Raw genomic sequence first — 22,184 nt, 5'->3', positions numbered from 1 at the left:
GCACGACGGGCTCCGGCACGGCCGGACCGGCCACGCGCGGGAGCGCGGCCGGGGCCAGGTCGTCCGGTCCGTCGGCGTAGCCGAGGCCGCCGCCGTGGTCGTGCCACGGCCCGGCGGCGAGCTCCGACCAGGAGATTCCGGGGTACGCGGTACGCGGCGCGACAGGGCTCGTCTCGCTCGCCGAGACGGCGCTCACCGAGACGGCGGCCGGAGCGACGACGGCGGGTGCGGCTGCCGCTCCCAGTCCGGCCAGGACGAACGCCAGCGTGACGACGACGGCGGTCAACCGGTCGCGAACGCGCATGGCACACCTGCCGGTCTCACGGACAGCGGAGACGCTCGATCGGCGCCGCGCACACGCTAGCAACCGCCTCCGGCGGCGGGCAACGGCCCGGCGTCCGGGTACGCCAGTCGTGTGGACGACTGACGCACCCGGACGGTCACGCCCGGACTCGTCAGTGGAAGAAGTGCCGGGTGCCGGTGAGGTACATGGTCACGCCGGCCGCCTTGCAGGCCGCGATGGTCTCCTCGTCCCGGATCGAGCCGCCGGGCTGGACGATCGCCCGGACCCCGGCGTCGATGAGGATCTGCGGGCCGTCGGCGAACGGGAAGAACGCGTCCGAGGCGCAGACCGAGCCGCGGGCCCGCTCGTCACCGGCCCGGCTGACCGCCAGCCGCGCCGAGTCCACCCGGTTCACCTGTCCCATGCCGACACCGACCGTGGCGCCGTCGCGGGCCAGCAGGATCGCGTTGCTCTTGACCGCGCGGACCGCCCGCCAGGCGAACGCCAGATCGCGCAGGGTCGCCTCGTCGGCCGGGTCGCCGGTCGCGAGCGTCCAGCCGGACGGGTCGTCGCCGGGCGCGTCGACGGCGTCCCGCGTCTGCACCAGCACGCCGCCGCTGACCTGCCGCCACTCGGCGGGCCGTACGGCGAACTCGGGCGCCCGCAGCAGGCGGAGGTTCTTCTTGGTCCGCAGCAGCTCCAGCGCGTCCTCGTCGAAGCCGGGCGCCACCAGCACCTCGGTGAAGATCTCCGCGACCTGGCCGGCCATCGCCGCGTCGACCGGCCGGTTCACCGCGATCACGCCGCCGAACGCGGAGACCGGGTCGCAGGCGTGCGCCTTGCGGTGCGCCTCGGCCACGTCCGCGCCGACGGCGATGCCGCACGGGTTGGCGTGCTTGATGATCGCCACCGCCGGCTGGTCCGGGAAGTCGTTGGCGGCCCGCCAGGCGGCGTCCGCGTCGACGTAGTTGTTGTAGGACATCTCCTTGCCGTGCAGCTGCTCGGCCTGGGCCAGCCCGGCCGGGGCGCCCGGGTCGGTGTAGAGCGCCGCCGCCTGGTGCGGGTTCTCGCCGTACCGCAGCACCGCCTGGCGGCGCAGCGCCAGCCCGGCGAACTCCGGCCAGCCGTCCTCGGCCGGCGACACGGTGCCGGCGAACCAGTCGGCCACCGCGACGTCGTAGTCGGCGATGTCGGCGAACGCGCGGGCCGCCAGCGCCCGGCGCCGGGTCAGCGTGAAGCCGCCCTCGGCGAGCGCCGCCACCACCGCCGGGTACGCGGCCGGGTCGGTCACCACCGCCACCGAGGCGTGGTTCTTCGCCGCGGCCCGCACCATCGCCGGGCCGCCGATGTCGATCTGCTCGACGCACTCGTCGGTGCCGGCGCCGGAGGCGACGGTGGCCTGGAACGGGTACAGGTTGGAGACCAGCAGGTCGATGCCGGCGATGCCGTGCTCGTCGAGCTGGGCGGCGTGCGCGTCCTTGCGCAGGTCGGCGAGGAGGCCGCCGTGGATCTTCGGGTGCAGCGTCTTGACCCGCCCGTCGAGGATCTCCGGGAAGCCGGTGACCTGCTCGACCGGCGTCACCGGCACCCCGGCGCCGGAGATCGTCGACGCGGTGCTCCCGGTCGACACGATCTCCACGCCGGCCTCGTGCAGGGCGCGGGCCAGCTCGGCCAGGCCGGTCTTGTCGTAGACGCTGACCAGCGCGCGCCGGATCGGGCGGCGGCCGGCGTCCTCAGTGGCGTTCACGGGATGGTGACCTTTCTGCCGGTGATCGTCCAACCTTCACGGACCAGGCGGCCGACCTGCTCGACGAGCTGGCGCCGCTCGGCGGACTTGATGCGCTCGGTGAGCGTGTCCTCGTCGTCGTCGTCCTGCACGGGCACGGCGACCTGGGCCACGATCGGGCCGGTGTCCATGCCCGCGTCGACGAAGAACAGGGTGGCCCCGGTGACCTTGACGCCGTACGCCAGCGCGTCGCGGGGGCCGTGGATGCCGGGGAACGCCGGCAGCAGCGTGTTGTGCGTGTTGAGGTAGCGGTCGCCGAACGCGGCCAGGAACTCCGGGCCGACCAGCTTGAGGAAACCGGCGCTGATGACCAGGTCGGGCCGGTGCTCGGCGACCCGCGCGGTGAGCGCCTTGTCCCAGTCGGCGCGGGTGGGGTGGTCCTTGACCCGCTCGACGAAGGACGGCACGCCCGCGGCGGCGGCCCGGTCCAGGCCGGCGATCCCGTCCCGGTCGGCGCCGACAGCGACCACCCGGGCGCCGTACCCGGGGTCGGCGGTGGCGTCCAGCAGCGCCTGGAGGTTGCTGCCGGAACCGGAGACGAGGACGACGAGGCGGGCGACGGACGCGGGCTCGGTCACCGGGCAACCCTATCGGGCAGGTCAGGCGGCCCGGCCGCGGGGCGGCGGCTCAACGGTTGACCTCCCGGGTGGCGTGATCGCGGTACGCTGCCGGTCGCCCGGTGTCCGGCCTCGCGCCCGGCCCGCACCCCCACGAAGAATCCGGCACGCCGCGTGCCGTCGGACCGAGGAGTACCTCCATGCAGCCCGGATACCCCCCGCAGCAGCCGCAGCAGATCGACAACAACATGACGATGTCCATCGTCGCGATCTTCCTGTTCTGGCCGCTCGCGATCCCGGCCATCATCAACGCGTCGAAGGTCAACCCGCTGATCCAGCAGGGTGACTACGCCGGCGCCCAGGCCGCCGCGGCCGAGTCCAAGAAGTGGTCCAAGTGGGCCCTCATCGTCGGCCTGGTCTGGATCGGCCTCATCGTGGTGTGTTGCCTCTTCGGCGGCCTGGCTGGTCTCGTCGGCGGCAGCAGCACAAACTGACGGACAACCCGAACCGATCTGAGGAGCACCCAGACATGCAGCCCGGTTACCCCGGACAGGACCCGTACGGCCAGCAGCCGAACCAGGATCCGAACGCGCAGCCGCACGACCCGTACGCCCAGCCGCCGCAGGCCCCGCAGTACGGCCAGCAGCCGCAGTACGGGCAGCAGCCGCAGTACGGCCAGCAGCCCACCTCGGGCCAGCCGTACGGCCAGCCCACCTCGGGTCAGCCCGCCTACGGCCAGGACCCGTACGCGCAGCAGCAGCCGTACGGTGCCGCGCCGCAGTACCCGGGTGCCGGCTACCCGGCCGGGGCGGGCCAGGCCCCGAACAACACGCTGGGCCTCGTGTCCATGATCCTCGGTATCGCCTCGATCCCGATGGTCTGCTGCTTCTACCTCGGCATCCCGCTGGGTATCGCGGCGGCGGTCACCGGTTACCTGGGCCGCCAGAAGGCCGCGCAGGGGCTCGCCAACAACGACGGTCAGGCCAAGACCGGTCTGATCTGCGGCGCGATCGGCGCCGGCCTGGGCATCATCCTGATCATCCTGGGCATCGTCGCCAACGTCAGCCTGCCCGCCCAGCCCTGATCGTCCGTCGTCCAGGGGCGTCCACCTTCCGGTGGGCGCCCCTGACGCGTCTCCGGGCCCCGGGAGGCGGCGCGTCAGCGGGTGCGCGTCGACGGGTGCGCGTCAGCGGGTGCGGGTCAGCGTGCGGGTGGCGGCGGCGCCGAGCACCGCGCCCACCCCGATCACGAGCGTGGCCACCGCTGCCACCGCCCACGGTGACGGCCCGACCTCGGCCAGCCGGCCACCGCCGAGCGATCCGCCGGAGGCCGCCGCGAACAGCCCCAGCAGCGCGCCCGCGACCGGTCCGGCGAGCGCGGCCGGCAGCAGCAGCGCCGGCCAGCCCACCTCGGCCCGTTCCTCGGCCGCCGCGCGCAGCAGCCGCCGGGCCAGCAGCCAGCCGGCCGCCATCGCGGCCAGCACCGGCACTGCGAGCAGCGCGCCACCCAGCCCGTCCATCGGGCCACGTGGCAGGCCGGCCAGCAGCGGTACGGCCGGCAGCGCGCCCACGGAGACCTCGCTCGTCCGCACGGCGGTGTCGGTGCCGACGGCGAACCCGGGACCGAGCAGGTAGCTCGCCGACCAGGCGGTCGCGTTCGGCGCGTAGGCGAGGCTGACCAGGGTGATGCCCGCCTGACCGGCCACCCCGGTCCGGTACGCCCCGATCATGTCGGCCGCGTCGCCGCCGCCGGTGGCCACCGCCAGCCCGGCCGCACCGGCACCCGCGCCGCACAGCAGCAGCGCCGCCACCAGTCCGGTACGCAGACCGTCGCGCACCGGCGGTGGGCAGCGCTCGGCCAGCATCGCCCAGACACCAGTGGTGCGCAGCGCGCCGACCAGGGCGGCGGACACGCCGAACGCGGCGAACGTGAGCGCGGCGGTGACCGGGGAGACCCGCAGGCCACCGGCGTCGACGGCGAACGCGGCGAGTGCGCCGAGCAGCGCGTACGCGATGCCGACGGCGACCGCGACGGTGAGCGCCTGGCGCGGCGAGCCCGCGCCGCGCGCGCCGACGGCCCGGCTGACGTGCACCCCGGCGCGGGTGAGCCGCCAGACGGCGAGCGCGCTGAGCGCGAGCGGCGCCAGGCCGAGCGGGCCGGCGGCGGTCTGCAGCGGCACCCCGTGCCCGAGCAGCCACCCGGCCAGGCCGGCGCGGAGCGCGCCGCCGAGCGATCCGGCGTCCTCGCTGAGCTGGGCGAGGCCCAGCACGGCGGAGACCGGCAGCCAGGAGGTCAGCGCCGCCCAGAGCGCGGCCACCCCGGCGGCGACCGGCAGCGGGGCCCGGCTGCGGGGCTCGGCCCCCGATCGGGGCGCGGGCACGCGCGCGGCCGGGCGGGCACGGCCGGGCGGCCGGGCGCCGGCGGGGGGGCCGGTGGCCGGACGGCGGGGCTGGTCAGGGGTGACGCGTGACATCGTGTCTACTCTGGCACGCCGCGGGAAGGACGGCAGTCCGATACCGGGTCGGTTGCCTGGCGAGTTCGCCGAACCCCGGCCCGGCGGCGGTGATCCGGTCTAGCCTCGGCCTCAGACGCGACCGTTCCCGTCGCGGTGCCGACCGCTCGGAGGAAGCCGTGCATGCTCCGTATCCGCCGCCCCCGCCGCCACCGGCCGTCGGCCGGGACCGGACCACGCTCTGGGGCGTCCTCGGCATCGTCTTCGGCCTGGTCTGCTGCGGCATCCTCGGCATCGTCTTCGGCGCGCTGTCGATCCGCGACGCCCGGCGCAACGGCAGGTCGCAGTTGCTCGGCTGGCTGGGCATCGCGTTCGGTGTGATCAACATCGTCGCCAGCGCCATCGTGCGCGCCCGGGGCAACTCGTACTACCCGTACTGGTACCGCTGAGCGCGAGGGGGCCGACCGGTTGCCCGGTCGACCCCCTCGGCGTGTCGCTCGGCCGCTCAGCGGCCGGACATGAGCTCCCGCATCAGGTTGGCGGTCTCGGTCGGGGTCTTGCCGACCTTGACGCCCACCGCCTCCAGCGCCGCCTTCTTGGCGTCGGCGGTGCCCGCCGAGCCCGAGATGATCGCGCCGGCGTGACCCATGGTCTTGCCGGGCGGGGCGGTGAAGCCGGCGATGTAGCCGACCACCGGCTTGGTGACGTTGGCCTTGATGAACTCGGCCGCCCGCTCCTCGGCGTCGCCACCGATCTCACCGATCATGACGATCGCGTCGGTCTCCGGGTCCGCCTCGAAGGCGGCCAGGGCGTCGATGTGGGTGGTGCCGATGATCGGGTCACCGCCGATGCCGACGCAGGTGGAGAAGCCGATGTCGCGCAGCTCGTACATCATCTGGTAGGTCAGCGTGCCGCTCTTGCTGACCAGGCCGATCCGGCCGGAGCCGGTGATGTCGGCCGGGATGATGCCGGCGTTCGACGCGCCCGGCGAGGCGATGCCCGGGCAGTTCGGGCCGATGATCCGGGTGCGCTCGCCCTTGGCCTTGTTGTACGCCCAGAACGCGGCGGTGTCGTGCACCGGCACGCCCTCGGTGATCACCACGGCCAGGTCGATGCCGGCGTCGATCGCCTCGACCACGGCGGCCTTGGTGAACTGCGGCGGCACGAAGATGACGGTGACGTCGGCACCGGTGGACTTCATCGCGTCCGCGACGGACGCGAAGACCGGCAGCTCGGTGCCGTCGAAGTCGACTGTGGTGCCGGCCTTGCGCGGGTTCACGCCGCCGACCACGTTGGTGCCGGCGGCGAGCATCCGCCGGGTGTGCTTGGAACCCTCGGAACCGGTCATCCCCTGCACGATGACCTTGGAGTCCTTGGTCAGCCAGATAGCCATTGTCAGACCCCCGCAGCTGCCAGCTCGGCGGCCCGCTCGGCCGCGCCGTCCATGGTGTCGACCCGCTGGATCAGCGGGTTGGCCGCGCCGTCGAGGATCGCCCGGCCGGCCTCGGCGTTGTTGCCGTCGAGGCGCACGACGAGCGGCTTGGTGGCCTTCTCGCCGCGCTGCTCCAGCAGCGCCAGCGCCTGCACGATGCCGTTGGCGACCGCGTCGCAGGCGGTGATGCCGCCGAAGACGTTGACGAAGACGCTCTTGACCGACGGGTCGGACAGGACGATCTCCAGGCCGTTCGCCATCACCTCGGCGCTCGCGCCGCCGCCGATGTCGAGGAAGTTGGCCGGCTTGACGCCGCCGTGCCGCTCGCCCGCGTACGCGACCACGTCGAGCGTGGACATGACCAGGCCCGCGCCGTTGCCGATGATGCCGACCTCGCCGTCGAGCTTGACGTAGTTGAGGTCCTTGGCCTTCGCGGCCTGCTCCAGCGGGTCCACCGACGCCTGGTCGACCAGGGCCTCGTGGTCCGGGTGCCGGAACCCGGCGTTCTCGTCCAGGGTGACCTTGGCGTCCAGGAGCAGCAGCTTGCCGTCCTTGGTGGTGGCCAGCGGGTTCACCTCGACGAGCGTGGCGTCCTCGGCCACGAACGCCTGCCACAGCTTGACCGCGACCTCGACCACCTGGTCGGCGATCTCGGCCGGGAAGCCGGCCGCGGTGACGATCTCGCGCGCCTTGGCCTCGTCCACGCCGGTGTTGGCGTCGATCGGGGCCTTGACGACCTTCTCGGGGGTCTCGGCGGCGACCGCCTCGATGTCCATGCCGCCGGCCACGCTGGCGATGCAGAGGAAGGTGCGGTTCGCCCGGTCGAGCAGGTACGAGAAGTAGTACTCCTCGGCCACGTCCGCGGTCACGGTGATCATGACCTTGTGGACGGTGTGACCCTTGATGTCCATGCCGAGGATGTCGGTGGCCCGGGCCACCGTCTCCTCCGCGCCCTCGGCCAGCTTCACGCCGCCGGCCTTGCCGCGGCCACCGACCTTCACCTGCGCCTTGACGACCACCCGGCCGCCGAGGCGTTCGGCGATCGCGCGGGCCTCCTCCGGGGTAGTGGCGACGCCGCCGGCGAGCACGGGCAAGCCGTGCCGCTCGAACAGGTCCCGCCCCTGGTACTCGTACAGGTCCACGATTGCGCGTCCCGTCCCGTCTCCGCGGCGCGCCGTCGCGCCGCCACCAGCTTCGGAAAATCAGTTTGACGCCTGTCATCAGATGAGACAGGCCATTTGCCGCAGCCTAACGAGATGGGAACGGGCGGCAACCGAGCGGGTGCGGGGTGTGCGGTAATGCACAGGCCGTCGTCCGGCCGGCCCGGGCACGGCCGCACCGGCGGGCGCGGGCGTCAGCCGTCCGGGGGATCTCCGGACCGGGGCGTAACCGCCCGTCGGGGGCGTCGTTGAGTGTGATGTCGGCGCGCTGGTCAAGCGCGGCGACGGGAGCGGCCGATGCCCTGTCGGTCGAGGGGTGGCGGCGGGGCATCGTGCATAGAGGGGCCGGGCGTGTGAGGGGTGCGTCCGGCCCCTCCCCCGTGCCCGGAGCCGGGAACGCGGGGGCCGGACAGCGGGGGCCGGCGACGCGGCGGGTCAGCCGACCGGCTGGGCGACGTTCTCCCGTACCCACTCGACGATCGACCCGGTGGTGGCACCCGGGGTGAAGATCTTCGCGACGCCGAGCCGCTCCAGCTCCGGGATGTCGGCCTCGGGGATGATGCCGCCGCCGAACACCACGATGTCGGTGGCGTCGCGCTCGGTGAGCAGTTCGACGACGCGCTTGAACAGCGTCATGTGCGCGCCGGAGAGCACCGACAGGCCGACCGCGTCCGCGTCCTCCTGGATGGCGGTTTCGACGATCTGCTCGGGCGTCTGGTGCAGGCCGGTGTAGATGACCTCCATGCCGGCGTCACGCAGGGCACGGGCGACCACCTTCGCTCCCCGGTCGTGGCCGTCCAGGCCGGGCTTCGCGACGACGACCCGGATACGAGAGCTCATCTGCGCACACCTTTCACCGGCACTCCTGACCTGAACGAACGGTAACCCGGCCGGACCGGAGGCGGGAAGCGGGGCCGGACCTTCCCACAAACGAGCCGACCCCCTACCGCCCACCCGGGTACGCGGAAAGCCGGACACCTCCGCCGTTCGGTCACTGTCCGCGACGAATGGGCAGTCGAAGGGCCATCCGACCGGCGGCACGAGATATGACAAGGCCGGATGGAATTGGACATAACGAATCAGCATTTCGGCGCTTCGGCTTGTGACAGGAGTGGCTGTTGGCTAACGTGTCCACGGTTGTCATCAGGTCCACGGACGGGTGACGACGCGACACCGGACGTTCGGCAGAGCTTCACCGAACGGTCCGGAGTCGCATCGGATCCCCGACAACGGAGGGTGTGCGTGCGCCAGCGCCTGTCGTCTGAGCCCGATCGCTATCGCGGCCGCCGCCGCGTACCCACCCCCCCGCGGAGCCGCTACGCCGCGGTGGTCACCACCGCGTTCGTCGGCGCCGGCATCGTCGCCATCGGCGCGAACGCCCTCCCCGACGCCAAGAGCGTCAACCCGTCGGTCCTCGACGAGCTCCGGCAGGCCTCGGTCGCCAGCCAGGACGCCGCCGCCCGTGCCGACAGCGCGGACGTCCCCTCCCGTTCGGACCGCTCCGACCGCAAGGTCGCCGAGCAGGACCCGTGGCTCCTGCCACTGCACGGCTACGACTTCAAGTCCCCCTACGGCATGCGCTGGGGCAAGCTGCACACCGGCATCGACCTGGTCGCCCCGGAGGGCACGCCCTACAAGGCGGTCCACGCCGGCACCGTCACCAAGGCCGGCTGGTTCGGCGGCTACGGCTACGCCGTCATCGTCCAGCACTCCGACGGCAGCGAGGCCATCTACGGCCACTCCTCCGCGGTGACGGTCAAGGAGGGCCAGGAGGTGAAGGCCGGCGACCAGCTCGGCCTGGTCGGCAACACCGGCCACTCCTACGGCTCCCACCTGCACCTGGAGATCCATGTCAAGGGCCAGCCGCAGGACCCGGTTGCGTTCCTCAGGGATCGCGGAGTGGACATTCAGCTCGAAGTCGAGGCGGTTTACAGCGACGCAGCCGCGTCCTGACGCTCCGTAACGCCTCTTAACCGCCCGGACCGCACGGTCCGGGCGGTTTCGTCTGTGCCGATGTCTGCCACGTCACACCAACGAGTGTGACCGGGAGCACACGCACCGAAGATCGTCTCTTCGGCCGAACCGGTCGGCCGGTGGAGAACCGGACGCGCCGCGACGGCCACGCGCCACCGCCTCCGCACCCCCATACCCGCTGCGACCTGCACCGACACCAGTATTTCGAGGTCACGTGCCCCTCGAAACCGATGAAGGATCCCGTGCAGCACAGCAGCCCCACCCCGGACAACGCCCCCGCCCGGCACCGGCGCCCACGCCTCGCCCGGCGCACCGTCTACGTGGTCACCGGCGCGGTGGCAGTGCTCGGCCTCGGCATCGGTGGCGTGGTCGTCACCACCGCCCCGTCCGACCCCACCCCGGCCGCCGTCGACCTCGGCGTAGCGGCCCGCGCCGACGACGCCGCCCGCGCCGACCGCTCGGACCGTGAGCCGGTCACCCCGTCCGCCGTACCGGCCAGCCCGTCGCCGAGCCCGAGCGCGAGCGCTACCACCCCGGCGCCGAAGAAGACGGCGACCGCGAAGCCCAAGCCGAAGCCCAAGAAGACGACTGTGGCGAAGAAGCCCACCTGGGTCGTCCCGATGAAGGGCGCCGACATCACGTCCTGCTACGGGCCCCGCTGGGGCACCCAGCACGCCGGCATCGACTTCGCCATGCCGGCCGGCACGCCGATCCACGCCGCCGCGGCGGGCACCGTGGTCAAGGCCGGTGACGTGGGCGACGGCTACGGCATCTCGGTCTTCATCGACCACCACAACGGCTACCTGACCCACTACGCCCACCAGAGCCGGCTCGCCGTCGCCGTGGGCGACACGGTCAAGGCCGGTCAGGTCATCGGCTACGAGGGCTCCACCGGCGACTCCACCGGCCCGCACCTGCACTTCGAGGTGCACCAGGGCGCGATGTGGAACCAGATCGACCCGGCGCCGTTCCTGCGCGCCCGGGGCATCGACGTGGCCTGCTGAGGGCGCCACGACAGGAGGAGGGTCCGGCCCGGCCATGAGCCGGACCGGGCCCGCCCGGCGTTCAGAGCTTGTCGATCGGGGCGTGCCGCAGCACCAGCCACATGGTCTGGTCGCCGAAGTCGATCTGGGCGCGGGCACCCGGCCCGGCACCCTCCACCGCCAGCACCCGGCCCAGGCCGTACCGCTGGTGGTTGACCCGGTCACCCACCGAGACCTTCGGTGCCTGCTTCAGCTCGCTCGCGGTGGCCAGGCGGCTGGCGTCCACGCCCAGCCGCTTCGCCAGCTCGGTCGCCTTGGGCGTGCCGCCGGCGAAGCCGCCGCGGCCCACGCGGTCCGCCCGGCCGCCGACGCCGCCACCACCGCCACCCCACGAGGTGTACGACCCCTCGGTGCGTTCCCAGCGCACCAGCTCCGGCGGCAACTCCTCCAGGAACCGCGACGGCGGGTTGTAGGCGGGCGCGCCCCAGGCGGACCGGGTCACCGCGCGGGACAGGTAGAGGCGCTGGCGGGCCCGGGTGATGCCCACGTACGCCAGCCGCCGCTCCTCCTCCAGCTCGCGGGTGTCGCCGAGCGAGCGCAGGTGCGGGAAGACGCCGTCCTCCAGGCCGGTCAGGAAGACCACCGGGAACTCCAGGCCCTTGGCGGTGTGAAGGGTCATCAGGGTGACCACGCCCTGGTGGTCCGGGTCGTCGGAGGGGATCTGGTCGGCGTCGGCGACCAGCGCCACCTGCTCCAGGAAACCGGCCAGCGTGGCCCGCTCGTCGTCGGCGCCGAGCGCCTCGATCCGCTCGGTGTACTCCCGGGCGACGCTCACCAGTTCCTGGAGGTTGTCCACCCGGCCGGCGTCCTGCGGGTCGAGGCTCTCCTCCAGCTCGGCCAGGTAGCCGGAGCGGGTCAGCACCGCCTCCAGCACCTCCTCCGGGGTGCCGGTGTCGGCCAGCTCCCGCGCCGCGTCGAGCAGCGCGACGAACTCGGCGATGCCGTTCGCCGCCCGGGTCGAGATGCCCGGCGCGTCCTTGGCCCGGCGCAGCGCGGCGCCGAAGGAGATGCGGTCCCGGGCACTCAGCGCCTCCACGCACGCCTCGGCCCGCTCTCCGATGCCCCGGCGCGGGGTGTTGAGGACCCGGCGCAGGCTCACCGTGTCGTCGTCGTTCACCACCGCGCGCAGGTACGCGAGCGCGTCGCGGACCTCCTTGCGCTCGTAGAAGCGCACCCCGCCGACCACCTTGTAGGGCAGGCCGACCCGGATGAACACCTCCTCGAACACGCGGGACATGGCGTTGGTGCGGTAGAAAACCGCCACGTCGCCCGGGCGGGTCTCGCCGTCGTCGACCAGCCGGTCGATCTCCCGGGCCACCCAGTCGGCCTCGGCGTGCTCGGTGTCGGCGACGTACCCGACGATCTGCTCGCCGGACCCGGCGTCGCTCCACAGCCGCTTCGGCTTGCGGGAGGTGTTGCGGTCGATCACCGCGTTTGCCGCGTTGAGGATGGTCTGGGTCGAGCGGTAGTTCTGCTCCAGCAGGATCGTGCGGGCGTCGGTGAAGTCCCGCTCGAACTCCAGGATGTTGCGGATGGTCGCGCCACGGAACGCGTAGATCGATTGGTCCGCGTCACCGACCACGCACAGCTCGGCCGGCGGGATCCCCTCGGTGCCGGAGACCAGCTCCTTGATCAGCACGTACTGGGCGTGGTTGGTGTCCTGGTACTCGTCCACCAGCACGTGCCGGAACCGCCGCCGGTAGCTCTCCGCGACGTGCGGGTGCGACTGGAGCAGGTGCACCGTCGTCATGATCAGATCGTCGAAGTCCAGCGCGTGCGCCTCGCGCAGTCGCCGCTGGTAGAGCGTGTACGCCTCGGCCAGCGCCCGCTCGTTCGGCCCCTTGGCCCGGCCGGCGAACTCCTCCGGGTCGACCAGCTCGTTCTTCAGGTTCGACACCTGGGCGGCGAGGCCCCGGGCCGGGTAGCGCTTCGGGTCCAGATCCAGCTCGCGGGCGACCATCTGCATCAACCGGCGCGAGTCGTCCGCGTCGTAGATCGAGAACGTCGACTTCAGGCCGGCGTGCTCGTGCTCGGCCCGCAGGATGCGTACGCAGGCGGAGTGGAACGTGGAGACCCACATGAGCCGGGCGCGCGGGCCGACCAGCGCGGCCACCCGCTCCTTCATCTCGCCGGCGGCCTTGTTGGTGAACGTGATCGCGATGATCTCGCCGGGGTGCACGTCGCGGGCGGCGAGCAGGTAGGCGATCCGGTTGGTCAGCACCCGGGTCTTGCCGGAGCCGGCGCCGGCCACGATCAGCAGCGGGGAGCCGGCGTGGGTCACCGCGTCCCGTTGGGGGCCGTTGAGGCCGTCGAGGAGGGCGGCCGGATCCGACCCGGCGCCCCCGAAGCGGCGCGGCGGGGTCGGCCGGGACTCCGGCGCGGGCGGGGACTCCGGCGCGGGCGGGGATGTGGGAATGTCGAAGAGAGGATGCATCGCAGCCCGAGTCTATGCCGCCGGGCGGACACTTCCCCGCCCGCGCCACCGCCCGGCGCACGCCGTCACGTCTCACCTGTTGGTGCGTCTTCTTGCGCGCCCGCCCGGGTGGTCGGCATACTCGACGACGTGTTCGATCAGCGCTCCTTTTTTTACTACGGCACCGGGAGTCCGGCAGCCGTGGGTCGCGCCTGATCACAGACCTACGAAACGCCCCGGGCTCCCCAGAGCCCGGGGCGTTTTCGTTCCGGGATCCGGGTACCGGGCCCGAGCCCCGAGAGGGACGACGATGATGACTGACGTGGTGGACGGCAGCCTGGCGCGCGACGGACGGCCGGCCGGCGGCGACCCGACCGGTGCCGCGGCGGCCCGGACCGGCACCGACGACGCGGCGGCGGCGGAGCGGATCGGTGAGATCCGGCGGCGCATCGACGAGATCGACCGCACCCTCATCGCGCTCTGGCAGGAGCGGGCCGCGCTCTCCCAGGAGGTCGGCGCGACCCGGATGGCCTCCGGCGGCACCCGGCTGGTGCTCTCCCGCGAGCGGGAGATCCTGGAGCGGTTCCGCTCCGAGCTCGGCGCCGACGGCACGCAGCTCGCGCTCCTGCTGCTGCGTGCCGGTCGCGGTCCGCTGTGACGCGGTGACGTCCCCGGATACGACGAACCGCCTGCCGGCGTCGAGCTGACGCCAGCAGGCGGTCCGGAACGGATCAGGCCACCTCGTGGGTGACGACGATCTCCCGCTTCTCCGCGAAGTGGCAGGCGCTCGGGTGGTCCGAGCCCGGCCGGATCTGGAGCAGCGGCACCTCCTGGGCGCAGACGTCCTGCGCCTTCCAGCACCGGGTGCGGAACCGGCAGCCCGAGGGCGGGCTGACCGGCGACGGCACGTCGCCCTGGAGCCGGATGATCGCCTTGCTCTCGCGCACGGTCGGGTCCGGCACCGGCACCGCCGACAGCAGCGCCTGGGTGTACGGGTGGGTCGGCCGCTCGTAGATCTCGTCCTCGGTGCCGATCTCCACCATCTTGCCCAGGTACATCACGGCGACCCGGTCGGAGAGGTGCCGCACCACCGACAGGTCGTGGGCGATGAAGACGTACGACAGCCCGAACTCGGCCTGGAGCTTCTCCAGCAGGTTCATCACCTGGGCCTGGATCGAGACGTCCAGGGCCGACACCGGCTCGTCACAGACGATCACCTCGGGCCGCAGCGCCAGCGCCCGGGCGATGCCGATGCGCTGCCGCTGACCGCCGGAGAACTGGTGCGGGTACCGGTTGATGTGCTCCGGGTTGAGGCCGACGAGGTCGAGCAGCTCCTTGACCTTGCCGCGCCGGCTGCCGCGCGGAGCCACCTCGGGGTGGATCTCGAACGGCTCGCCGATCAGGTCACCCACAGTCATCCGGGGGTTCAGCGAGGTGTACGGGTCCTGCATCACCAGCTGGATCTGCCGGCGCAGCCGCCGCAGCGCGCCACCGGAGAGCTTGGAGATGTCCTGGCCCTTGTAGAGCACCTGACCGGAGGTCGGCTTCTCCAGGTTCATCAGCACCCGGGCGAGCGTCGACTTGCCGCAGCCGGACTCGCCGACCACGCCGAGCGTCTCGCCGGCCTTGAGGTCGAAGGAGACGCCGTCGACCGCCTTGACCTGGCCGATGGTCTTCTTGAACACCACACCCCGGGTCACGGGGTAGTGCTTGACCAGGTCACGGACCTCGATGATGTGTTCAGTCACGGTTCACCAGTTCCTCGGCGAAGTGGCAGGCGCTGGCCCGGCCGTTGCCCAGTTGCAGCAGCGGCGGGACCTTCTCCCGGCACACCGGCTGCGCCATCGGGCAGCGCGGGTTGAACGCGCAGCCCGTCGGGATGTTCATCAGGTTCGGCGGGAGGCCCTTGATGGTGCGGAGCTCCTGCCCCTTCTCGTCCATCCGCGGGATCGAGTTGAGCAGGCCGAGCGTGTACGGGTGTCCCGGCTTGCGGTACAGGTCGTAGACGTCGGCTTCCTCGACGATCCGGCCGGCGTACATGACCGCGATCCGGTCCGCGACGTCGGCGACCACGCCGAGGTCGTGGGTGATCAGGATCATGCCCATCTGCCGTTCCCGCTGCAGCTCGCCGAGCAGGTCCATGATCTGGGCCTGCACGGTGACGTCGAGCGCGGTGGTCGGCTCGTCGGCGATCAGCACCTCGGGGTCCAGCGCCAGCGACATGGCGATCATGGCGCGCTGCCGCATACCGCCGGAGAACTGGTGCGGGTAGTTGCTGAACCGGCCCTTGGCGTTGGGGATCTTCACCTGGTCGAGCATCTCGATCGCGCGCTTCTTGGCGTCCGAGCGGCTCATGCCGCGCCGGATGCGGAACTGCTCGGCGATCTGGAAGCCGACCGTGAAAACCGGGTTGAGGGCCGAGAGCGAGTCCTGGAAGATCATGGCGATGCCCTCGCCCCGGATCCGCCGCCGCTGCTCGGGGGACATGGTGAGCATGTCCTTGCCGTGGAAGCGGACCTTGCCGCCGGTGACGAAGCCGGGCGGGGTGTCCAGGATGCCCATGATGGTCTGCGCGGTGACGCTCTTGCCGGAGCCGGACTCGCCGAGCACGGCGAGGGTCTCCCCCGCGTCGACGTGGTACGTGACTCCGTTGATGACCTTGGCGACGCCGTCCCGGGTGCGGAACTCCACCCGCAGGTCGTCGACCTCGAGCAGGCGGCCCGAGGGGCGGCCGGATCCGTCGGCGCCCGGCGAGGACTGCTCGGACACGAGAATGTCGGACAACTCAGTTCCCCTATCGGAGCTTCGGGTCGAGGGCCTCGCGGACCGCCTCGCCGAGCATGACGAAGCTCAGCACTGCGGTGACGAGGAACGCGGCGGGGAAGAACAGCAGGAACGGCGAGACCCGGATGTAGTTCTGCGCCTCGCTGATCATGATGCCCCAGGAGACCACCGGGCTCTTCAGGCCGATGCCCAGGAACGAGAGCGTGGCCTCGGCGCCGATGAACGAGCCGACCATGATCGTGCCGTAGACCAGCAGCGGGGCCAGGCAGTTCGGCAGCAGGTGCTTGAGGATGATCCGGCCGGTGCCGGCCCCGAGCGCACGGGCCGCGACGATGTAGTCGGCCTCCTTGGTGGCCAGCACCGAGGAGCGCATCAGCCGCATCACGACCGGCCAGCTCAGCACGCTCAGGGACAGGATGACCAGGCCCATGATCGTCCACTCACCGTTGTCGGTGCCGGACCCGTTGAACGTGGTCAGGATGACGATCGAGCCGAGCACGAACGGCAGGCCGAAGAAGATGTCCGCCACGCGGGACAGCAGCGCGTCCACCCAGCCGCCGCGGTAGCCGGCGATGATGCCCATCGCGCCGCCGACGAGCAGCGTCAGGACGGTGGAGACCACCGCGACCACGATCGAGGCGCGGGCGCCGTAGATGACCCGGGCGTAGACGTCACGGCCCTGCACGTCGTAACCGAACCAGGCGGAGGACGACGGCTCGACCCGGCTGCGCTCCAGCGTGCCGTTCACGGCGTCGCCGGAGGTGAACAGCGACGGGAAGGCCGCCATCACGAGGAACAGCACGATGAAGGTCGCCGAGATCCAGAACAGCGGCTTGCGGCGCAGGTCGATCCAGGCGTCGCCGAGCAGGCCACGGGGCTTCTGCTGCTTCGCGCTCTCCGGCAGGCCGGCGTTTGTGGGAGCACCCGAACCGGCCTCGGTGGGCATGGTCGCGGGCGGCGTCGACACGATCGACGCGGTACTCGGGTCACTCATGCCCGCACCTCGCTGCGCTCGGCGCGGGCGTGGTTACCCGCGCAGACTGCTGGGACGATTCGTACGCTGCGGCGGTCACTCATAGCGGATCCTCGGGTCGAGGGCGGCGTAGAGCAGGTCGACCACCAGGTTCATGATGAGATAGACGAGCACCAGCACCACCACGATGCCCACAACGGTAGCGCTCTCCTTCGTCACGATCGAGCGGAGCACCTGGCGGCCGATGCCGTTGATGCCGAAGATGCCCTCGGTGACGATCGCACCGCCCATCAGGGCGCCGAGGTCGGTGCCGAGCAGGGTGACGACCGGGATGAGCGAGTTGCGCAGCAGGTGCACGCCGACCACGCGGCGCATCGGCAGGCCCTTGGCGATCGCGGTACGCACGTAGTCGGCACGCCGGTTCTCGGCGATGCTCGTCCGCGCCACCCGGGCGATGTACGCCATCGATGCGCTTCCGAGCACGAAGCCCGGCACGATCAGTTCGCTGAACCGCATCTCGTTGGACACGGTCGGGTTGATGATGCCCCACTTCACACCGAGCAGCCACTGCAGCACGAAGCCGATGACGAAGACGGGCAGGGCGATCAGGAAGAGGGTGGAGACCAGGACCAGGTTGTCCAGGAAGCCGTTGCGCCGGAGACCGGTGAGGATGCCCGCGCCGAGACCGATCACGGCCTCGATGGTGAGGGCTACCACCGCCAGCTTCAGGGTGTTCGGGTACGACGTGGCGATGATGTCGCTGATCTCGCGACCGCCGAACGTGATACCGAAGTCCCCCTGCACGAGGTTCTTCATGTAGCTCGCGTACTGCACCCAGATCGACTCGTCGAGGTTGTACTTCTCGGTCATCATGGCCCGGTAGTTCGGGGGGCAACCGCGGTCGCCGCACTTGCCGGCGAAGGGGTCACCGGGCACGGACCAGACGAGCCAGTAGATCAGGAACGTCGTACCGATGAAGACCGGTACGAGTTGCAGCAGCCGTCTCAAGAGATAACGGCCCATGGGGTGGTCCTCCAGACAGGGAGCGCCGGGTGAGCCGGCGCGGCGGCGACAACGTGCGAGGGGTTCGTTGTACACCCCCTCGCGGAACGGCCCCGGGTCGGGCTCACCGGTAGGCGAGCCCGACCCGGGGTCAGACCGTTCGGATCAGAGCTCGACCGAGGTGATGTCGAGCTCACCGACGTTGGACAGCTCCAGCTTCTTGATCTTCTCCGAGTGGCCGGACTGCTGGCCACCGAAGTAGATCGGCATGGAGGGGACGTCCTGGTCGATCAGCTTGACGGCCTCAGCGAACTTCTTGTGGGCCTCCTCGAGGCTGGGGGCCGCGGAGGCCTCCTTGGCGAGGGCGTCCACCTGCGGGTTGCTGTACTTGCCGTCGTTCGAGGAACCACCGGTGACGTAGAGCGGGTTGATCCAGTTCTCGACGTCCGGGTAGTCCTGCTGCCAACCGGCCCGGTAGGCACCGGTCATCTTGTAGGCGTTGATGTTGGCGCGGAAGACCGCGAAGGTCGGCACGCCGACGGCAACCGCGTCGATGCCCAGGTTGGTCTTGATCTGCTGCGCGACGGCCTCCATCCACTCCTTGTGGCTGGCGTCCGCGTTGTACGACAGGGTCAGCTTGCCCTGGAAGCCACCGGCCTCCTGGAGGAGCTGCTTGGCCTGGGCCACGTCGAACTTGCAGGCGGTGCAGTTGCCCGGCTCGGCGCCCGGGGTCAGCGGGTTGGCCCAGCTGTCGGCCGGCTTGCGGTTACCGAAGAAGATCTTGTCGGTGATCGACTGCCGGTCGATGGACAGCGAGATCGCCTTGCGCAGCTTCGGGTTCTGGAAGCGCTTGTCGTAGATCGGGAAGGCGATGATGCCGGTCGACGGGGTGGTCGACGCCATGGCGCGGTCGCCCAGGTCGGTCTTCCACTTCTCACCGGCCAGCGCGGAGACCGGAACCTGCTGCTGGAAGTCCAGGTTGCCGGCGAGCAGGTCGTTGTACGCCGCCGTGTCGTCCTGGTAGATCTTGACGGTGACGTCCTTGATCTTCATCTTGTCGCGCAGGCTGTAGTCGTCGAAGCGGGTCAGCTTGATCTCGACGTCGTCCTGCCAGGAGACGAGGCTCACCGGGCCGTTACCGATCGGCTTCTTGCCGAAGTCGGCCGGGGTGGACGAGAAGAACGCGTCCGGCAGCGGCATGAAGGCGCTGTAGCCCAGCTTGGTCGGGAACACGGCGGTCGGCGCGGAGAGCGTGACCTCGAAGTTCCAGTCGTCAACGACCTTCAGGCCGGACATCTCCTTGGCCTTCGGCTCCGGGGCCTTCTTCGGGCCCTCCGGGCCGTCCGGGTCCTCGGTGTAGACCTCGTCGAAGCCCTGGATGTCGGAGAAGAACGAGGCGTTCTGCGCGCCGTTCGGGCCGTACGCAGCCCAGTTCCAGGCCTTGACGAAGCTCTCGGCCTTGACGGTGGTGCCGTCGTGGAACTTGGTGTTCTGCTTGATCTTGATCTTGAAGACCTTCGAGTCGCTCGTGTCGATCGACTCGGCGAGCAGGTTCTGCGGCGCCCCACCGTTGTTGGGGTACTCGACCAGGCCGCTCCACACCCAGTCGATGATCTTGCCGCCACCGGTCTCGGTGGTGTTCGCCGGAACCAGGGGGTTCTCCGGCTGGGTGCCGTCGATGACGATGGCGCCGTCCTTGCTGGCGCCGGCGTCGCCACCGTCGTTGTTCCCGCTGGAGCAGCCGGACGCGACGAGCGCGAATGCCGCGCCCACCGCGAGCGCGCCGCTCGCCCGCTTCGAGACTCTCATTCCGAGGGGCCTCCTCTTTCTAACCTGGTTCCGTCGTGAGTTTCACGCACGTCTTGGGGGTGACACCACCGGCGACCCGAACCGCAGGACGCCGGTTTACCGCAGAGGAATTCGGGACACCCCAGGGGTACCGATCCGCCGGGCGCCACACCCTGGACGAGACACCGCGCAGGGTCGGCGGCCACGCAGCGGCGCGAAAGACGGCGTCACGTGGTCGACGGGCCCGACGAGGTGCCTCACACCGGGGGGTGAGGTGCTGCCACTGTGACACCAACCGGCCCTTTCCGTGAAGGTGCCGTTATCAAGCCGTTAGTTGGTCGCCACGTTGCCGATACTTGAGAAAAGATCACAAAGCGCACGGACGATAGGGCCCTGAACAGGCAAGACGGGCATAGAGGGGTCGACAAGCATCCCTGCGCCGGGGAGGTTGTGACGTTCACCGCGCCGGCCTCGGCGCCTCCCACGGGCAGGCGACTGTCGCGTTTTCTGTCCGTCCGGATGATGCCATGCCGACTGAGCGGGCGACAGCGGCGCCCGGGGGTACGAGGCCGCCGAGGCCCCGCCCCCGGCGGACGTGGGATTCCTCAGACCAGCCGGCGGTCGGCGGCCCAGCGGGACAGCTCGTACCGGTTCGACATCTGGAGCTTGCGCAACACGTTGGAGACGTGCGTCTCGACCGTCTTGATCGAGATGTACAGCTCCTTGGCGATCTCCTTGTACGCGTACCCCCGGGCGAGCAGCCGCAGCACCTCGCGCTCGCGGTTGGTGAGCTGGTCCAGCTCGGGATCGGCCACCGGCGCGTCCGGCCGGGACGCGAACGCGTCGAGCACGAACCCGGCCAGCCGCGGGCTGAACACCGCGTCGCCGTCGGCCACCCGCCGGATCGCGTCGGTCAGCTCCTCCGGCGAGATCGTCTTCGTGACGTACCCCCGCGCACCGGCGCGGATCAGGCCGATCACGTCCTCGGCCGCGTCGGACACGCTCAGCGCCAGGAACCGCACCTGCGGGTGGGTACGCCGCATCGCCTCCAGCACCGCGCGGCCGCCGCCGTCGGGCATGTGCACGTCGAGCAGCACCACGTCCGGCGCGGTGGCCGCGATCCGGGTCACCGCCTCGGCCACCGAGCTGGCCTCGCCGACCACCTCCACCCGCGCGCCCAGCTCGGCGCGGACGCCGGCCCGGAACATCGCGTGGTCGTCGACGAGGAACACCCGCAGCGGCCCGCGCGGCGCCGTACCCTCGACCGGTTCCTGCTCGGACATGTCACCTGTCCCTTTCCGCCGTGGAGCCGGAGCCGCTGATCGGCAGGATCAGCCGGACCTCGGTCCCTTCCCCCGGCTCGGACCGGATCTCCGCCCGGCCGCCGTGCCGCTTCATCCGTCCGATGATCGAGCCCCGGACGCCGTGCCGGTGATTCTCCACCGTATCCGGGTCGAAGCCCTTGCCCCGGTCCCGGACGAACACGCTCACCTGCTCCGGCTCCACCTCGGCGTACAGCGATACCGTCTGCACACCGGCGTGCCGGGCCGCGTTGACCAGGGCCTCCCGGGCGGCGGCCACGATCGCGCCCACCTTCTCGTCGGTCTCCCGGTCGCCGACCACCACCACCTCGACGGTGATGGCGAACGTGTCCTCCACCTCGGCGGCGGCCTGCTCCAGCGCGGCCGCGAAACGCTCGGTGGGCGAGGCGGTCGGCTTGTAGAGCCAGTTGCGCAGCGAGCGCTCCTGACCACGGGCCAGCCGCTGGACGGTCTTGACGTCGCTGGCGTTGCGCTGGATCAGGGCCAGCGTGTGCAGCACCTGGTCGTGCACCATCGCGGCCAGTTCGGCGCGCTCCTGCTCCCGGATGCGGCCCTCCCGCTCCGAGCGGAGCTGGTTCCAGGTGCGCCAGAGCACCGGACCGGTGACCACACCCACGCCGGCCAGCCCGACCAGCGCGAAGATCACGCCGTTGAGCACCGCGTCGAAGTTCTGCGCCGGCGAGTAGACGGCCGCCACGCCGATGATGCCCACCGCGACGAGTACGCCGCCGCCGATGAAGCGCAGCACGAACGCGCGCCTGTCGCTCTCCTCCACCACCGCGCCCAGCCAGGGCACTGGCGAGTCACCCCACTGCCGGCGGCGCTCCGGGGCGGACTGGTGCCAGATGACCCCCGCGCCGACCGCGATGATCGCCACCAACCAGCCGGCCGTGCCGGCCGCGCCCACCGAGTTGAACGCCACCACCTGGAGCAGCAGCACGCCGAGCCCGATCACCACGAACGGCAGCAGCTGGGCCAGGTCGCGGCGGGGCGGGACGGCGGTGTCGCCGGGGCGGGGCGGGACCACCGCCCAGAAGGCGGCGTAGAGCAGCAGCCCGAGCCCGCTCAGCCCGAGCAGCACCATGAACGCCACGCGTACCCGCAGCACCGGGATGCCCAGGTGCTCGGCGATGCCCGCGGCCACGCCGGCGGCCAACCGGTGCTCGGTGGCCCGGTAGAGGCGCGGGGCGTGCGGGGCGGGGGTGCTGCTGATCG

At 71.4% G+C, this 22,184-nt stretch carries 21 protein-coding genes; 6 read left to right on the top strand and 15 right to left on the bottom strand.

Annotation, left to right across the window (positions count from 1 at the left end):
- The 3 genes from ACPCK6_RS14260 to purN form a co-directional block, all read right to left on the bottom strand.
- Positions 1–304, bottom strand: a 304-nt coding sequence (locus ACPCK6_RS14260; protein WP_423481338.1) for a hypothetical protein, incomplete at its 3' end; no start/stop codon positions are given.
- 151 nt (positions 305–455) lie between these two features.
- Positions 456–2,030: a bifunctional phosphoribosylaminoimidazolecarboxamide formyltransferase/IMP cyclohydrolase gene (gene purH, locus ACPCK6_RS14255; protein ID WP_423481337.1), complete on the bottom strand. Its 1,575-nt coding sequence runs from the start codon at positions 2,028–2,030 to the stop codon at positions 456–458.
- Positions 2,027–2,647: a phosphoribosylglycinamide formyltransferase gene (gene purN, locus ACPCK6_RS14250; protein WP_135241989.1), complete on the bottom strand. Its 621-nt coding sequence runs from the start codon at positions 2,645–2,647 to the stop codon at positions 2,027–2,029. Before purN ends, purH begins: the two co-directional genes overlap by 4 nt.
- 179 nt (positions 2,648–2,826) lie before the next feature.
- On the opposite strand from purN, the gene ACPCK6_RS14245 reads away from it, so the two are divergent.
- Complete coding sequence (locus ACPCK6_RS14245) at positions 2,827–3,120, top strand: CD225/dispanin family protein (protein ID WP_194801347.1); 294 nt, start codon at positions 2,827–2,829, stop codon at positions 3,118–3,120.
- Between the two features lie 35 nt (positions 3,121–3,155).
- Positions 3,156–3,710 (top strand): DUF4190 domain-containing protein, encoded by a 555-nt coding sequence (locus tag ACPCK6_RS14240; RefSeq protein WP_349880382.1) that lies wholly within the window; start codon positions 3,156–3,158, stop codon positions 3,708–3,710.
- Positions 3,711–3,812: 102 nt separating this feature from the next.
- Here ACPCK6_RS14240 and ACPCK6_RS14235 read toward each other — a convergent pair whose 3' ends face one another.
- The gene (locus tag ACPCK6_RS14235) at positions 3,813–5,099 is read right to left on the bottom strand and encodes a cell division protein PerM (protein ID WP_396883324.1); all 1,287 of its coding nucleotides are present in this window, start codon (positions 5,097–5,099) and stop codon (positions 3,813–3,815) included.
- Between the two features lie 158 nt (positions 5,100–5,257).
- Between ACPCK6_RS14235 and ACPCK6_RS14230 the strand changes: the two genes are divergently transcribed.
- Positions 5,258–5,527, top strand: a complete 270-nt coding sequence (locus ACPCK6_RS14230; protein WP_423481336.1) for a DUF4190 domain-containing protein — start codon at positions 5,258–5,260, stop codon at positions 5,525–5,527.
- A 56-nt stretch (positions 5,528–5,583) separates the two neighbouring features.
- On the opposite strand, the gene sucD is transcribed toward ACPCK6_RS14230, so the two are convergent.
- The 3 genes from sucD to icmB all read right to left on the bottom strand — a co-directional run bounded on the left by sucD (position 5,584) and on the right by icmB (position 8,510).
- A complete protein-coding gene (sucD, locus tag ACPCK6_RS14225) occupies positions 5,584–6,471 on the bottom strand; it encodes a succinate--CoA ligase subunit alpha (protein ID WP_194801350.1) in 888 nt (295 codons plus the stop codon).
- Between the two features lie 2 nt (positions 6,472–6,473).
- Positions 6,474–7,652 (bottom strand): ADP-forming succinate--CoA ligase subunit beta, encoded by a 1,179-nt coding sequence (gene sucC, locus ACPCK6_RS14220; protein ID WP_423481335.1) that lies wholly within the window; start codon positions 7,650–7,652, stop codon positions 6,474–6,476.
- Between the two features lie 453 nt (positions 7,653–8,105).
- Entirely contained in the window at positions 8,106–8,510 is a 405-nt protein-coding gene (gene icmB / locus ACPCK6_RS14215; protein ID WP_013288515.1) for a coenzyme B12-dependent isobutyryl CoA mutase small subunit, read from the bottom strand.
- A 402-nt stretch (positions 8,511–8,912) separates the two neighbouring features.
- Here icmB and ACPCK6_RS14210 point away from each other — a divergent pair, with 402 nt between their 5' ends.
- Together ACPCK6_RS14210 and ACPCK6_RS14205 are read left to right on the top strand one after the other, a co-directional pair.
- Complete coding sequence (locus ACPCK6_RS14210; RefSeq protein WP_423481334.1) at positions 8,913–9,623, top strand: M23 family metallopeptidase; 711 nt, start codon at positions 8,913–8,915, stop codon at positions 9,621–9,623.
- Positions 9,624–9,874: 251 nt separating this feature from the next.
- Positions 9,875–10,648, top strand: a complete 774-nt coding sequence (locus ACPCK6_RS14205; protein WP_396883329.1) for a M23 family metallopeptidase — start codon at positions 9,875–9,877, stop codon at positions 10,646–10,648.
- Positions 10,649–10,709: 61 nt separating this feature from the next.
- Here ACPCK6_RS14205 and pcrA read toward each other — a convergent pair whose 3' ends face one another.
- On the bottom strand, positions 10,710–13,121 hold the full coding sequence (gene pcrA, locus ACPCK6_RS14200) for a DNA helicase PcrA (RefSeq protein ID WP_396883330.1): 2,412 nt from the start codon (positions 13,119–13,121) through the stop codon (positions 10,710–10,712).
- Between the two features lie 289 nt (positions 13,122–13,410).
- Here pcrA and ACPCK6_RS14195 point away from each other — a divergent pair, with 289 nt between their 5' ends.
- Positions 13,411–13,758 (top strand): chorismate mutase, encoded by a 348-nt coding sequence (locus ACPCK6_RS14195; RefSeq protein WP_318335655.1) that lies wholly within the window; start codon positions 13,411–13,413, stop codon positions 13,756–13,758.
- 73 nt (positions 13,759–13,831) lie between these two features.
- On the opposite strand, the gene ACPCK6_RS14190 is transcribed toward ACPCK6_RS14195, so the two are convergent.
- From ACPCK6_RS14190 to ACPCK6_RS14160, 7 genes are all read right to left on the bottom strand, one after another.
- Positions 13,832–14,848, bottom strand: coding sequence for an ABC transporter ATP-binding protein (locus ACPCK6_RS14190; protein ID WP_396883331.1), 1,017 nt, complete (start codon positions 14,846–14,848; stop codon positions 13,832–13,834).
- Positions 14,841–15,869 carry an ABC transporter ATP-binding protein gene (locus ACPCK6_RS14185; RefSeq protein ID WP_194801533.1) on the bottom strand — a complete coding sequence of 343 codons (1,029 nt, stop codon included), beginning with the start codon at positions 15,867–15,869 and terminating at the stop codon, positions 14,841–14,843. The genes ACPCK6_RS14190 and ACPCK6_RS14185 overlap by 8 nt, the downstream gene beginning before the upstream one ends.
- Before the next feature lie 25 nt (positions 15,870–15,894).
- Positions 15,895–16,878, bottom strand: coding sequence for an ABC transporter permease (locus ACPCK6_RS14180; RefSeq protein ID WP_396883332.1), 984 nt, complete (start codon positions 16,876–16,878; stop codon positions 15,895–15,897).
- Between the two features lie 75 nt (positions 16,879–16,953).
- Positions 16,954–17,880 (bottom strand): ABC transporter permease, encoded by a 927-nt coding sequence (locus ACPCK6_RS14175; RefSeq protein WP_396883333.1) that lies wholly within the window; start codon positions 17,878–17,880, stop codon positions 16,954–16,956.
- A gap of 144 nt (positions 17,881–18,024) precedes the next feature.
- A complete protein-coding gene (locus ACPCK6_RS14170; RefSeq protein ID WP_318335659.1) occupies positions 18,025–19,668 on the bottom strand; it encodes a peptide ABC transporter substrate-binding protein in 1,644 nt (547 codons plus the stop codon).
- Positions 19,669–20,252: 584 nt separating this feature from the next.
- Positions 20,253–20,930: a response regulator gene (locus tag ACPCK6_RS14165; RefSeq protein WP_030501521.1), complete on the bottom strand. Its 678-nt coding sequence runs from the start codon at positions 20,928–20,930 to the stop codon at positions 20,253–20,255.
- A 1-nt stretch (position 20,931) separates the two neighbouring features.
- The gene (locus tag ACPCK6_RS14160; RefSeq protein ID WP_396883406.1) at positions 20,932–22,182 is read right to left on the bottom strand and encodes a PspC domain-containing protein; all 1,251 of its coding nucleotides are present in this window, start codon (positions 22,180–22,182) and stop codon (positions 20,932–20,934) included.
- Positions 22,183–22,184 lie beyond the last annotated feature (2 nt).

This window comes from Micromonospora sp. AB353, from assembly GCF_049538395.1.
GTDB lineage: Bacteria > Actinomycetota > Actinomycetes > Mycobacteriales > Micromonosporaceae > Micromonospora > Micromonospora aurantiaca.
This window is presented reverse-complemented; position numbering and strand designations above follow the sequence as displayed.